Genomic DNA, 13,758 nt, shown 5'->3' with positions numbered 1-13,758 from the left:
GCGTCGAGGGCCCGGCGCCGCATCCTGACCGGCCCGGCGCCCCGCTCCCGTCCGCCCCTCGTGCGCCCGTGCGCCCGCGTGTCTACGCGGGCGCCGCCAGCAACGGCCGGGCCCGCTCGCGCAGTTCCACCACCCGCGGCTCGTCGCCGTACGGCTCCAGGCGGTGCAGCAGATCGCGGACGTATTCGGTGGTGCGGGCCGAGGAGATGCGGCCGGCGACCTCGACGGCGCGGGTGCCGGCGGCGCAGGCCGCGTCGAGGTTGCCGGACTCCAGCTCGGCGACGGCGGAGACCACCAGGCGCAGCCCGTGCGAGCGGACGAACTCCTCGGTGGGCCGGGAGAGGGCCTGCTCGGTGAAGCGGCGCACCTGGCGGGGCAGCCGCAGGTCGCGGTAGCACTCGGCGGCGTCGGCGGCGAACCGCTCGTAGGAGTAGAAGTCGAGCCAGGACGGGTCGGCGTCGCCGCCGCGGGAGCGCTCCAGCCAGCCCTCGGCGGCCTTCAGCGCCACCTCGCAGGCGCGGGCCTCGCCGGCCTTCGCCTGGGCGCGGGCCTCCACCAGACGGAAGAAGCTCATGGTGCGGGCGGTCGCCAGCCCGCGGTTGCGCTCCAGCGCCGCCTGGGCGAGATCGACGCCCTCGTCGGCGAAGCCGCGGTACGTCGCCTGCAGGGACATCGAGGCGAGGACGTAGCCGCCCAGCGGGACGTCGGCCGCGGCACGGGCCAGCCGCAGCGCCTGGATGTAGTAGCGCTGGGCGGCCTCCTGCTGCCCGGTGTCGAAGGCCATCCACCCGGCGAGCCGGGTGAGTTCGGAGGTCGCGCCGAAGAGGGCGCGCCCGACCTCGTCGCTGTACGAGGCGAGGAGCAGCGGGGCCGCGTCCACCCGCAGACACTCCGGCACCATGGACGAACGCCAGTCGCCACCGCCGTACTTGGAGTCCCAGCGGCGCGCGTCCTCCGCCGCCTCGCGGAGCTTGCTGACATCGCTGTGGCCGACATGCTGAGGGGTCGCCGCGTCCGCGGCCGAGGCGGCCTCCTTCTCACCCGCCTCGGCTGCTTCGACCGCGTTGCGCGCCACCGAGCTGTCGGCCGGGGATATCAGCCACCGGGAGGCGGGGGTGGCGTACGCGCTGACGGCGAAAGATCCGGCCAGGCTCTGCCAGATTCCTCCGCCGCCGGCCCGCCGTCCGGCCAGATCCAGCCGGTAGAGATCGGTGGCGGAACGCACCGCTGCGCCCACATCGCGGGGAAATGTCAGCCCGACCTCGGGCGCCGGATCCGCGTCCCCGAGGCCGATCTCGTGCAGCGGGACCGGCCGCCCGAGCTTGCTGCCGATCGCGGAGGCGATCAGATGGGGCGCGGCGCCCTGCGGCACCATCCCCTTGGAGACCCAGCGGGCGACCGACGTCTTGTCGTAACGAAGCGTGAGCCCGCGCTGTGCGCCGAGGTCGTTCACCCGGCGCGCCAGACCGGCGTTGCTGATACCCGCGAGGGCGAGAACGGTGCCGAGCTTCTCGTTCGGCCCGCGTATATCCCTGGACATGCGCACCCCTCGACACTGCGACGGCAGCCCCGGTGCCCCGGGGCGTGCGTCCACCCAGAGTAGTTCGCCGGATCCCGACCGTTAAGGGCCGGTGTCCCGGATGGCGAGATTCATTTCGGGCCGGGGGAGCGGGAGTTGGCATGTGCTCCGGGTACGTGTTGCCGTGCGCCCACATGTGCGCGCTGCCTCCCCGGGAACGCCGCCGCTTCCATGGGTGCCGCGTGGGTCGGCCCGCTGTACTGGATCCGGTGGGCTGGGGGATACCGCCGCTCCATTCCCCGCGGGCGGTGGTCCGGTCCGGGAGGCGCAGCCCGCTTCCCGGACCGTCGCGCGAGCCGCCGCGGCCCCCTTACCGCCGTGTCGCGCGACACGCCGCGGCGCATCGCCAATTGAACGGAGTTCAGCAGACTTTGGCCGAATAACGACGGGCGGCGGAAACGCGCCGCGGGACCGGAAGGCGCCCACCGCTCGGCGCGACGCGCCCCACGGCACGCTCCCCGGCGCCCGCCGTGCGCCCCGCCCGCACTCCGCCGCGTACGCGAGCCGCCGCCCCGCCCGCGACGTCAACTCCCCACCGCCGGGCGCCGCCCCGCCGCTTCGCTCGGCTCCCGTACGCCCCCGTCATGGCAGCATGGACCGCACAACGGCTGAAATCCGCGGTACGGGGCGGTGGCGCGCCCCCGCGGCACGGGGAGCGGGGAGGCGGCATGCGCTGGTTGGTGGGGTGGAGCAGTGCCACCGCGGGGCCGGCCGCCACCGGGGGGAGCCGCACGGTCCTCCCCGTGGGCGCCCAACTCCTGTGGGACGGACCGGATCCGCTGTGGGCGGTCGGCGACTGGCGGCCCGACGAGGTCCGCGTCGTCCGCGCCGACCCGGAGACCGCGCTCGCCGTCTTCGGCGTCTGCGGCGCCACCGACGACCAGCTGCGCGTCGGCCTCTACGCGGCCCGTGGCGGCGCGCTGCGCCACCTCACCGCCTGGCCCGGCAGCTACACCGCCGTCGTCCGCATGGGCCGCCGCCTCACCGTCACCGGCGACCTCGCCGGCGCCCGCCCCGTCTTCCACACCCCCTGGGAGGGCGGCACCGCCTTCGCCACCGCCGCCCTGCCGCTCGCCGACCTCATCGAGGCCGGACTCGACATCGGCCACCTCGGCGCCCTCCTGGCCTGCCCGGACGCCCCCGAGGCGCTCGGCTCCGGCACGCCCTACGAAGGGGTGCGCCGCGTCCCGCCCGGCCACGCCCTGGTGCTGCGCGGCGGCGCCCGCGAGATCACCTCGTACGAACCGGCCGCCTCGCTGGCCGTCGCCGGTCCCCGCGTCGCCCCGGAGCAGGCGGTGGACGGCGTCCGCGAGGCCCTGGTCGACGCGGTCCGGGCCCGGCTGTCGAGCCCCCGGCACGCAGCTGCCCCCGATGGCCCTGACGGCCCGGCCGGGCCCGGCGGCCTGGACCCGGGCCCGGTGCCGGGCATGGGACCCGCCGAGCGGCGCGCGGCCCGCGGCGCCCCCGCCCCCGGTGTCGCCGCCGACCTCTCCGGCGGCAGCGCCTCCGGGACCCTCGCCCTGCTGGCCGCCGGGCTGCCCGGCGCACCGGGGGCGCTCACCGGTCACGGCGAGCGCCTCCTCGCCGTCACCTTCACCGACCACGCCACCCAGGGCGGCCGCGCCCACCGCGACGCCGAGCTGGAGCGGGCCCGCGCCCTCGCCGACAACCCGCGGCTGCACCACCGCGTCGTCACCGGCGGCGAAGAGGCCCTGCCCTTCGCCGGGCTCGGCACCCTCCCGCTCACCGACGAGCCGGGCCCCTCCCTCGTCACCGCGTTCCGTCACCGCAGCCGCCTGCTCGCCGGCGGCGCCGACCACTTCACCGGCCACGGCGCCCGCCAGGTCCTCGACGCCCACCCGGCCCGCCTCGCCGACCTCCTCCTGGACCGCCGCCGACGCCATCTGCTGCGCCCGGTCACCGCGCTGGCCAGGGCCGACGGCCCCTCGGCCCACTCCGTCCTGGTGCCCTTCACCGTCTACCGCGCCGCCCGCAAGCTCGCCCGTACGCCCTACGGGACCGGGGTCGCCGAGACCGCGCGGCGGCTGGTGGAGCGGCGGGTCGACGGCGTCGGCGACCCGGGCGCCGTCGACGCCTCCCTCGCCGCGCTGTTCTGGTGCCGCCCCGGCCCCGCCGCCCGCTGGCTCACCGGCGAGGCGCTGGCCGAGGTGTCCGTACGGCTGGGCGCGGCGGCGGCGCGCACCCCCGGCGCGGGCCGGCCGGGCGAGCGCCGGGCCCGCGCCGCGCTGGCCCGCCGCGCCGCCGACCACCGCGTCTTCGAACAGGCCGTGGAGGTCCGCGGCCAGCGTCTGCACGCGCCGTTCCTCGACAACCAGGTGGTGCTCGCCTGCCGCGCGCTGCCCGACACCCTGCGCGTCCAGCCCGGCGCCCGCGCCGCCGTCCTCCGCTCGGTCCTCGCCGGCGCGGGCGTCCGCGACCTGCCGCCGGGCTGGGGCGCCACCGCCCACCTCCCGCACACCGCCGCCCTGCGCACCGGGCTGCGGGCCGGCCTCGACGGCCTCGTCCAGCTCTTCGACGCGCCGCTGCTCGCCGACGCCGGGCTGGTGGAGGCGCGGGTGGTGCGCAAGGCGCTGCACGCCGCCGCCGAGGGCGCCGCGCTGCCCCTGGACGGCCTGGCCGAACTGGTCTCCACCGAGCTGTGGCTGCGCCGCCTGGTCCTGCGCCGCGGCAGCTGCTGGACCGATGCGGCCACCGCCCCGCGCCGCCGCGCGGTCGCCGCCGGCGTGCCGTCCCGCGCCCGCCTCTGAGCGCGGCCGCCGGGCCCGCCCGGCAGGCCCCGGATCAGCGGCAGTTGATCGCCGACTGCGCCCAGTCGGCGAGCACCAACGAATCCACCGGCGTCCGCGGCGTCACGCTCAGCCGCAGCGTCTTCACCCCGGTCAGCGGGACGTGCACCGGCACCGCGGGCCGCCCGCCGCGCACCACGTCGGAGCGCCACAGCAACGCCCCGTCCCCCTCCACGGAGAACCGCACCGCCCCCCGCCCCAGGCTGAGATCGTCCACCCCGGCGACCGCGTCGTACGACGTGCAGGGCCGGTGCAGATCGATGACGACGGTGGACGCGCCGTGGACCGTCACGCCGTTCGGATACGACCGGCCGTCGATGTCCGGCGTCTTCCGCTGCCATATCCAACTGCTGCCCCAGAGACGGACCTCCGGCTCCGTCCCGTCCCCGCCGAGGTCCGTCCCGAGGGAGTTGAGCGGATACGGCGTCGGGGCAGGCGTCGGCGTGGGTGTCGGTGTCGGGGTCGGCGTCGGGGTGGGCGTCGGCTTCGGGGTCGGCTTCGGCGGGGCGGGTGTGGGCGTCGGCGTCGGCGTGGGCTTCGGCGGGGGCGGCGGAGCCGGACGGGTCGCCGGCGGCGGGGTGGGCGCCGGCTTCGGCGCGGGCGGCGGCTTCGGCGCGGGCGTGCGCGGCGCCACGGCGGGTGTCGGCTCCTTCCGCGCCTCGGCCTTCTCCGTCGGCTCCGGCGCCCCGGTCATCGCCATCGCCAGCGCCGCACCGGCCACGACCATCACCCCGGCGCCGATCGCGACCTTCACCGGCATGCCCAGCGCCTCCCCGGCCGCGGCGCCGCCCGCCGCACCGCCCGAGGAGCCGCCGCCGGCCGCGGCCGCCGCGGCACCCGCCCCGGCCACCGCGCCGACCCCGGCCGTCCCGGCGACCGCCGCCGCGGCCTTGACCGCGTACGAGGCGGCGAACCAGCCGATGACGGCGACCGGCAGCAGCGCGCCGATCCGCTGGTTGACGTCGGCGACCTCACGCGCCGCCATCCGGCACCGCGCACACCCGTCGAGATGCTTGCGCAGCCCCCGCTCGGCCCGCATCCGCAGCCCGCCGCGGGCGTACGCGCCGAGCCGGTCGGCGTAGCGCGCGCAGTCGCCGCCGGCCGTCAGCGACTGGCTGACATGCGCCTGCAGATAGGCCTGCTTCAGCCCCTCGCGCGCCCGGTGCGCCAGCACCGCCGTGGCGTTGGCGGTCAGCCCGAGCAGCGGCGCGACCTGACTGGGCGTCTCCTCCTCGACGGTGGTGTGCCACAGCACCGTCTGATAGCGCTCCGGCAGGCTGCGGAACGCCTGCATCGCCAGCGTCCGTTCGGCCTCCTGCATCGCCCGGACGTCGGCGCCGAGATCGACCCCGCTGCCCGGGCCGCCCCCGGCGTCCATCGACGTCCCGGCCGCGGAGACCGCGAACACCGCGAAGTCCTCGACCAGCTGCTCGCGCTTGGCGGTCTTCGCCCAGGCCGCCGCCACCCGCCGGACCGTCGTCAGCAGATACGCCCGCACCGCGGTGTCCGGACCCGCGCCGCCCCGCACCGCCTGCAGCGTGCGCGCGAACACCTCGCCGGTCAGATCCTCGGCGGTGTGCACGTCCCGGCAGCAGCTGCGCGCATAGCGGCGCACCGCCTCGGCGTGGCGGCGGTACAGCTCCTCGTACGCCCCGTCGTCCCCGGCCCGCACCGCGCCGACCAGCGCGGCATCCGACGACGGGGCCTCGGCGCCCTCCGGCGGCTCGGGTGCGGACGACGGCGTCACGGGCGCGGCGGACGGCGCCTCGGTGCGGTCGCGCTGCGGCGGGACCCCGGCGAGCGGTGTGGCGTCGGTGCGATCGGGCGGCGCCGCCGGACCGGCGGCCGCGGGCGTGGCGCCCAGCGGCCCCGACTGCCCCGGGACCTGCCCCGTACGTTCGTCCGGATCGGTGGTGGTGTGGTCGCCACCGCGCTGTTCGTCCCGCCCGTCAAGAGTCATCGCCAAGGCCCCCGAACACGCCGTCACACCGGAACACCGCGCAAGCGTGCCACACGACACGCCCGGGCCGACGAGTCCGTCCCCGCAACCACTCATCCGGGGCGCGCTGCCCGGAGAGGGCCCCTTCGGCCGCCGTTCCGGGGCACAATGTGCGCGCCCCGCACCGGCGGCCCGCAGCCGTCCGGCCGGGACGCGCCGCCCCGGCCGGAACTCCGCGGTCCGTCAGCTCTGCGGCCGCGACCGCAGCCCCTCCAGCAGGATGTCCAGCAGCCGCGCGGACGCCGCCTGCTGATGCCCCGGATCCGGCAGCGTCGGCGCGCTGGTGGCGATCACCAGCAGGACGTCGCCGACCGTGACGTCCGGCCGCAGCGCCCCCGCCGACCGGGCGCGCTCCACGAGCCGCCCCACCACGTCCAGCAGCGCGGGCACACCCCCGGACCGCTCCGCCTCCGCGCCGTACGCGTCCGCGGCGGGCTCCTCGCCCGCCACCGGCAGCCGCTGCTGCGGCACCCGGGCGCCCGCGGCGTCGGCCACGCCCTCGGGCGCCGCCTCCGCCTCCGTACCGGCGCCGACGCGCAGCACGTTCGGCGGCAGCAGCCGCCCGGCGCCCGAGGCGACCGACGTCCGCAGGAAGCGGGAGAGCGCCGACCAGGGATCCTCCTCCTGGCCCAGCGCGGTACGCGCCTGCTCGGTCAGCCGGGACGTCTCCTCCTCGGCTATCCGCCGCACCAGTACGTCCTTGCTCGGGAAGCGGCGGTAGACCGTTCCCACGCCGACCCGTGCGCGCCGCGCGACGTCCTCCATGGGCGCGCCGTACCCCAGCTCGCCGAAGACCTCGCGCGCGGCGCGCAGCACATGCTCCAGATTGCGCTGGGCGTCCACCCGCAGCGGTGCGCTGCGCGAGCCCCCTCCTGCGGGCCGCCCGGGGCGGCCGTCCGCCTCGCCGCCGTGCGCCGTGGCGGCCCGGCCGCCGTTACCGGGCGCCGTGACGGTGCCCGACCAATGTGTGCCCTGAATATGCATCTGTGATCCCCCGGTCATGACGTCTCCCCCCGGAGACTCCCCGCCCTGACGGAAAGGGGCGCGCCGATCGGGCCCGCCCCCATGAGCTACCGAACATAGTTGAGCCCCGGTCAAGATTGAAGGGTCAGTTCCGGGCACACCGCACCCCCGATCGGCCTACACCGGCACCACCTTCTCCACGGCGCCCACCCGCCGCACCGCCGTCGCCCGTCTGACCTGCGCACCTCGCCCGCACATCGCGGAAGCCGACCCTCCGCCCGGGCCCGCGCGACCGCCCGCGCATTTCGTCGAGCCTGTGGACAAAGCGCGGCCGGGAAGGCGTCATGGAACAGTGCTGTGCCTTCCCGGGGGCACAGTGCCTCCTGGGGCTGCCGTGCCGCCGGCCGGCCGGACCCCGGGGCCTTGCCGGGACCGGTCCACCGCGAGGAGAAGCTCTGTGAAGGCTGTGTCTTCGAACGAAGTGGCGCGCATCCTGATCGTCGGCGGCGGCTACGTGGGCATGTACACCGCCCTGCGGCTGCAGCGGAAACTCGCCCAGGAGCTGCGGCAGGGCACCGTCGAGATCACCGTGGTCGACCCCGAGCCGTACATGACCTACCAGCCCTTCCTCCCCGAGGCCGCGGCCGGATCCATCTCCCCCCGCCATGTCGTCGTGCCGCTGCGCCAGGTGCTGCCGCAGTGCCGGGTCGTCATCGGCGAGGTCACCGCGCTCGACCACGGAGCGCGCACCGCCACCGTCGAGACCCTCGCCACCGAGGCGGCCGGCGCCGCCGACACCGAGATCCCCTACGACGAGCTGATCCTCGCCCCCGGCTCCGTCTCCCGCACCCTCCCGGTCCCCGGACTCGCCGACTTCGGCATCGGCTTCAAGACCGTCGAGGAGGCCATCGGCCTGCGCAACCACGTCCTCGAACAGCTCGACATCGCCTCCTCCACCCGCGACCCGGCGGTCCGCGACGCCGCGCTCACCTTCGTCTTCGTCGGCGGCGGCTACGCGGGTGTCGAGGCGCTCGCCGAGCTGGAGGACATGGCCCGCTACGCCGCCCGCTACTACCACAACATCGAGGCCACCGACCTGAAGTGGATCCTCGTCGAGGCGACCGGAAAGATCCTTCCCGAAGTGGGCCCCGAGATGGGCCGCTACGCCGTACGGGAGCTGCGCGCCCGCAACATCGACGTCCGCCTCGACACCCGCCTCGACTCCTGCGAGAACCGCACCGCCGTCCTCAGCGACGGCTCCCGCTTCCCCACCCGCACCCTCGTGTGGACCGCCGGCGTCAAACCGCACCCGGTCCTCGCCGCCACCGGCCTCCCCCTCAACGACCGCGGCCGTCTCAAGTGCACCGCCGCCCTCCAGGTGGACGGCGCCGACCACGCCTGGGCCGCCGGCGACGCCGCCGCCGTCCCCGACCTCACGGCCCCCGCGCCCGCCTCCCCCGACGACCCGCCCGCCCTCTGCGCCCCCAACGCCCAGCACGCCGTACGCCAGGCCCGCACCCTCGCCGAGAACGTCGCCTCCGCCGTCCGCGGCGGCCCGCTCCTCGACTACCGCCACAAGTACGCCGGCTCCGTCGCCTCCCTCGGCCTCCACAAGGGCGTCGCGCACGTCTACGGCCGCAAGCTCAAGGGCTATCCGGCGTGGTTCATGCACCGCGCCTACCACCTCAGCCGCATCCCCACCTTCAACCGCAAGGCCAAGGTGCTCGCCGAGTGGACCCTTTCCGGCCTGTTCAAACGCGAGATCGTCTCGCTCGGCTCGCTGGAGAACCCCCGCGCCGAATTCGAGCTGGCGGCCGGCACCGGCCGCCACAACGAGGCCAGCTGACCCGCCGTCCACCGGGACACGCCACGCCCCACCCGTGCGGCCCGGCCGCACCGGGTCCGGCCGGGCGAAACGGAGTCCGGAACTCCAGCCCGGCGCCCGGACGTCTGACGGATACCGCCCGGGTCGGCCACACTGGTCGTGTGACCATGGGTGGGCTCGTCTCCGCGAAGAGTAATAATCACGAGGAATTCGGACGTTTGCTGCACCACGTCAGAGAGCGCCGCACAGGGCCCCGGCCGACCGCACGACGGTCCCCCGGCAGGCACACCCCCCGAGCCGACGGCCCCGGGGCGTGTCCGCAAGGCCCCGCCCGGCGCCCTTCGGGCGACAACGGGAGCGTGACGACAGGTCCGAGCCCGCGCGACGAAGCGAAGTAAGAGGTACCCCTCCGTGATCTTCACGCGCTGGAGCGCCAAGCTCCCCCAGCGGCGCACCGCCCGCCCCGGCCGGACCGCACGCCCGGCCGCCGCCCCGCAGGGCGGCCAGCAGCCGCCCGCCGCCCGTGCCGCCGCGGCCGAGCCCCCGCCCGGCGGCGCCGTCCCGGCCGCCCGCGCCGAGGCATCCGGCCCCACCGCCCCCGACGGCGACGTACCGCCCGCCGCCGAGTCCACCGCGGCCGCCGCGGGCCCCCAGGGCGCCGCCGCCCCGCCCACCGTCGACGCCCTCTCCGTCCACGACATCCTCGGCACCATCCCCGCCCTGGTCGCCGTCGTCTACGGCCCCGAGCACCGCCTCGCCTATGTCAACGCCGCCTACGCCACCGTCTTCGGCCCCCGCCCGGCCGGCCGCACCGCCCGCGAGGCCCTGCCCGAGCTGGACGAACTCGGCCTGCTGCCCCTGATGGACCAGGTCCTGCGCAGCGGCCGCCCCCGCACCGTCAAGTCCCGCCGGATCCGCGCCGGCGCCGCCCGCGCCCGCGACACCTACTACACCTTCACCTGCACCCCCATCGAGGTCGCCGCCAGCGGCCCGGCCCCCGACCCGGAGGTCGCCTGCGTCGCCCCGCACAAGGGCGTCCTCGTCTTCGGCGCCGAGGTCACCGACCAGATCGAATCGGCCGAACGCCTCCGCGCCAGCGAGGCCCGCCAGCGCGCCGCCGCCGTCACCCTCCAGCGCTCCCTCCTCCCGCAGGAGCTGGAGCAGCCCGACGACCTCCGCGTCGCCGCCACCTACCGCCCCGGCGGCACCGAAGCCGCGGTCGGCGGCGACTGGTACGACGTCATCACCCTCGGCGGCGGCCGCACCGCCCTCGTCATCGGCGACGTCATGGGCCGCGGGGTCCGCGCCGCCGCCGTCATGGGCCAGCTGCGCACCGCCGTCCGGGCCTACGCCCGCCTCGACCTGCCGCCCCACGAGGTCCTCCAGCTCCTCGACGGCCTCGCCGCCGAGATCGACGCCAGCCAGATCGCCACCTGCGTCTACGCCGTCCACGACCCCAACGAAGGCCGCCTGGTCTACGCCTCCGCCGGCCATCTGCCGATCCTCGTCCGCGACGCCGACGGCACCGTCCACCGCGCCGCCGAGCCGACCGGCCCGCCCCTGGGCACCGGCGGCTGGCTGCACACCTCCGGCACCGTCCCGCTCGGCCCCGGCGCCGCCGCCGTCCTCTACACCGACGGCCTCGTCGAGCGCCGCGACAAGGACATCGACCACGGCGTCGAGGCACTGGCCGCCGCCTTCGCCGGCGCGGACGACGCCCCCGCCGTCGTCTGCGACCGCCTGCTGCGCTCCATGGGCATCACCGACGCCCACGACGACGACGTCGCGATCCTCGTCGTCCAGCACCCCGAGCGCACCGGCCACGACGCCGAGCTGTTCCACAACGCCGTCCTGGAGCTGCACGGCGGCACCGAGGCCGCGCCGCGCGCCCGCGCCTTCGCCTCCGGCGTGCTCGCCTCCTGGCGCTTCGCCCCCGAGCTGCACGACCTCGGCGTCCTCGCCGCCAGCGAGCTGGTCGCCAACTCCCTCCAGCACGGCACCCCGCCGATGCGCCTGCGGCTGCGCCGCACCGACCGCCGCCTGATCGTCGAGGTCACCGACGGCGACGACCACCTCCCGCGCCGCCGCACCGCCGAGCCCGCCGACGAAGCGGGCCGCGGCATCTCCATCGTCGCGACCATCGCCTCCAACTGGGGCTCGCGCCGCACCCCCGACGGCGGCAAGGCCGTCTGGTGCGAATTCGCCCTCCCGTCCCCCTGACGCCCGGCCCCGCAGCAACGACGAACGGCCCGGCGCACCTCGCGCCGGGCCGTTCCCCTTCACCACTCATCCCGTACGGGATCCCCCTACGGGCACGGGCCACCGCCCGCCGGGACCGCTCAGGCCACCGCCACCGCGGTCTCCGCGCCGTCCGCCGCACCCTCCGCCGGACGGACCGGAGCGACCGCCGCGCGGTGCGGGTTGTCCTGCACCGGGGAGAGCATCCGCCCCAGCCGCAGCGACAGCACGGTGATCCCCAGCGCGCACAGCACCAGCATCCCGATGTACGCAGCCGACATCCCATGGCCCACCATCAGCGCGCCCACGGCCGGACCGACCGCCAGCGCCAACTGCTTGACCAGCGCGAACGCCGAGTTGTACTGCCCGATCAGCGACGCCGGGGCCAGATCGGCCACCAGCGGCGCCACCGTCGGCGACAGCAGCGACTCCCCGATCCCGAACAGCGCATACGTCGAGATCAGCAGCGTCGTCGCGATCACCTGCGAGCCGTGCACCAGCCCGGACAGACCGGCCGCGACCCACGCGACCGTCCAGATCAGCCCGACCACCGCCATCACCCGGCTGCGCCGCCGCCGCTCGACGAGTTTCAGCACCACGAACTGCGCCACCACGATCGCCGCCGTGTTGGCCGCCAGCGCGATCCCCAGCGTGGCCGGCGCGATCCGGGTGACCTCCGTGGCGTACGCCGCCAGACCCGACTCGAACTGCCCGTAGCAGGCGAAGAAGAGGACGAAGCCCAGCACGCAGAGCCACACCATCCGCCGGTCGGACAGCAGCGCCCGCCAGGCACCCTGCGGCTTCTCACCCGTCGGCACCGAGCCCTCGACCTTCGGCGTCCGCGGCAGCCGCACGGTCGCCACCGCCGCGCCGAGCACCAGGAACATCGCCGCCTCGATGGCGAAGAGCCGCACGAAGCTCGACGCGTGCGCCGCATCGACGAGCAGCCCGCCGACGAGCCCGCCGATGCCGAGCCCCAGGTTGTTCAGGAAGAACTGCGTGGCGAACGCCCGCGAGCGGGTGATCGTCGTCGAGCACCACACGATCATCGTGGCGAGCGCCGGCTGGATCACCGCGATACCGGCACCGAGCGCCACCGCCGACGCGATGACCTGCGTCTGGCTGACGGACAGCCCCATCCCCAGCGCACCGAGCGCCGCCGAGACCGTACCGACGACGGCCACCGGAAGGGGACCGCGCCGGTCGATGGCCCGACCGGTCAGCGGCAGCACGGCCAGCGCCGAAATCGCCAGCATCGCCAGCACCACACCCGCGGTACTGGCACCCAGGTCCCGCACCTTCGCCACATAGACGTAGAGATACGGAACCGTGAAGCCGTTGCCGAACGCGCTCAGCGCGTTCCCCAGCTGGATCCGGCGCAGCGCGGCGCCCATTGCGGTGGTCACACTCACCTACCTAGGTCAGGTCGAAAGACGATCAGGAAGTACGGGATGAACTGCGGAGGAAGCCCGGCGGACCGGCGCGCGGGCACGAAAAAGCCCCCGCCTCTCCAGGGGACCGGACGATCACACCCTGAAGACTTCAACTCTAAAGTTCGAAGCTAAAGAGTACATGGCGAAGGACTTCAACGCCAATGAGTTCCATGCCATACTGCGGCGCATGCCTGAGACCTCAGATACGGCCGGTGCCACCGAGCCGAGCCTTGAGGAACAGATCGCGGCCTACCAGCGAGAGTTCCAAGACCTCGACCCCCAGGTGGAACAGGTCGTCTCCGCACTCCAGCGGCTCAACCGGCGGATGAACGTCGCCTACGGACGCCAGACCGCCACCCTCGGCATGAGCAACGCCGAATGGGAGGTCCTCAAGGCCCTCGTCGTCTCGGGCGCCCCGTACCGCCTCGGCCCCGGCGAACTCGCCAAGCGCCTCGGCCTCACCCCCGCCGCGATGACCCACCGCATCGACCGCATGGCCGCCGAAGGACTGGTCAACCGCGAGCGGGACGAGAACAACCGGGTCCGGGTGATCGTCGAGCTGACCCACGAGGGCCGCGAGAAGTGGCTGGAGGCCATGCGGATGGCCTCCGTCTTCGAGGAGGACCTCCTCCAGGACCTCGACGCCGAGGAGCGCCGCGTCCTCGGCGCGGTCCTCACCCGTCTCCTGCGCCGCGTCGAGGAGACCCAGCCCGACGCCGAAGGCCGCCTCAGCGACCTCGACTGACCGGGTCGCTCGACTGATCGAGTTGACGCGGCCCTGGCCGATACGTAGTGTTCTCCGAGTTGCCACACAGCCGGAACGGTTCTGTGGCAGCCATCCGCCGCATCGCGGCACACCACTACCGCACGACTCCTCACCGGAACGAATTTCGGCATGCCCGAAATTCACACCG

At 75.5% G+C, this 13,758-nt stretch carries 8 protein-coding genes; 4 read left to right on the top strand and 4 right to left on the bottom strand.

Annotation, left to right across the window (positions count from 1 at the left end; translation table 11 throughout):
* Positions 1-82: 82 nt before the first annotated feature.
* Entirely contained in the window at positions 83-1,540 is a 1,458-nt protein-coding gene (locus ABT345_RS14645; protein ID WP_030284263.1) for an NsdA family TPR-like regulatory protein, read from the bottom strand.
* Positions 1,541-2,247: 707 nt separating this feature from the next.
* Between ABT345_RS14645 and ABT345_RS14640 the strand changes: the two genes are divergently transcribed.
* Complete coding sequence (locus tag ABT345_RS14640; protein ID WP_345088660.1) at positions 2,248-4,347, top strand: asparagine synthase-related protein; 2,100 nt, start codon at positions 2,248-2,250, stop codon at positions 4,345-4,347.
* A gap of 34 nt (positions 4,348-4,381) precedes the next feature.
* Here the strand turns inward: ABT345_RS14640 and ABT345_RS14635 are convergent, their stop codons facing one another.
* Positions 4,382-6,346 (bottom strand): sigma-70 family RNA polymerase sigma factor, encoded by a 1,965-nt coding sequence (locus ABT345_RS14635; protein WP_345088658.1) that lies wholly within the window; start codon positions 6,344-6,346, stop codon positions 4,382-4,384.
* Between the two features lie 222 nt (positions 6,347-6,568).
* Positions 6,569-7,369: a TetR/AcrR family transcriptional regulator gene (locus ABT345_RS14630; RefSeq protein ID WP_345089653.1), complete on the bottom strand. Its 801-nt coding sequence runs from the start codon at positions 7,367-7,369 to the stop codon at positions 6,569-6,571.
* 499 nt (positions 7,370-7,868) lie between these two features.
* Between ABT345_RS14630 and ABT345_RS14625 the strand changes: the two genes are divergently transcribed.
* Together ABT345_RS14625 and ABT345_RS14620 are read left to right on the top strand one after the other, a co-directional pair.
* Complete coding sequence (locus ABT345_RS14625; protein WP_386460305.1) at positions 7,869-9,194, top strand: NAD(P)/FAD-dependent oxidoreductase; 1,326 nt, start codon at positions 7,869-7,871, stop codon at positions 9,192-9,194.
* A 390-nt stretch (positions 9,195-9,584) separates the two neighbouring features.
* Positions 9,585-11,393: an ATP-binding SpoIIE family protein phosphatase gene (locus ABT345_RS14620; RefSeq protein WP_345088654.1), complete on the top strand. Its 1,809-nt coding sequence runs from the start codon at positions 9,585-9,587 to the stop codon at positions 11,391-11,393.
* A gap of 119 nt (positions 11,394-11,512) precedes the next feature.
* Here ABT345_RS14620 and ABT345_RS14615 read toward each other — a convergent pair whose 3' ends face one another.
* Positions 11,513-12,817 carry an MFS transporter gene (locus ABT345_RS14615; protein ID WP_345088652.1) on the bottom strand — a complete coding sequence of 435 codons (1,305 nt, stop codon included), beginning with the start codon at positions 12,815-12,817 and terminating at the stop codon, positions 11,513-11,515.
* A gap of 214 nt (positions 12,818-13,031) precedes the next feature.
* On the opposite strand from ABT345_RS14615, the gene ABT345_RS14610 reads away from it, so the two are divergent.
* Positions 13,032-13,589, top strand: a complete 558-nt coding sequence (locus ABT345_RS14610) for a MarR family winged helix-turn-helix transcriptional regulator (RefSeq protein WP_345088649.1) — start codon at positions 13,032-13,034, stop codon at positions 13,587-13,589.
* Positions 13,590-13,758 lie beyond the last annotated feature (169 nt).

The sequence above is a fragment of the Streptomyces sp. NPDC000404 genome (genome assembly GCF_040300365.1).
Lineage (GTDB): Bacteria > Actinomycetota > Actinomycetes > Streptomycetales > Streptomycetaceae > Streptomyces > Streptomyces ramulosus.
The sequence above is the reverse complement of the archived record's forward strand: the minus strand, read 5'-3'. Positions and strand labels throughout refer to the sequence as shown.

Bases quoted from the DNA above. Each gene is read 5' to 3' on its own strand.
- ABT345_RS14645 (WP_030284263.1), bottom strand. From the start codon at position 1,540: ATGTCCAGGGATATACGCGGGCCGAACGAGAAGCTCGGCACCGTTCTC.
- ABT345_RS14640 (WP_345088660.1), top strand. From the start codon at position 2,248: ATGCGCTGGTTGGTGGGGTGGAGCAGTGCCACCGCGGGGCCGGCCGCC.
- ABT345_RS14635 (WP_345088658.1), bottom strand. From the start codon at position 6,346: ATGACTCTTGACGGGCGGGACGAACAGCGCGGTGGCGACCACACCACC.
- ABT345_RS14630 (WP_345089653.1), bottom strand. From the start codon at position 7,369: ATGCATATTCAGGGCACACATTGGTCGGGCACCGTCACGGCGCCCGGT.
- ABT345_RS14625 (WP_386460305.1), top strand. From the start codon at position 7,869: ATGTACACCGCCCTGCGGCTGCAGCGGAAACTCGCCCAGGAGCTGCGG.
- ABT345_RS14610 (WP_345088649.1), top strand. From the start codon at position 13,032: ATGCCTGAGACCTCAGATACGGCCGGTGCCACCGAGCCGAGCCTTGAG.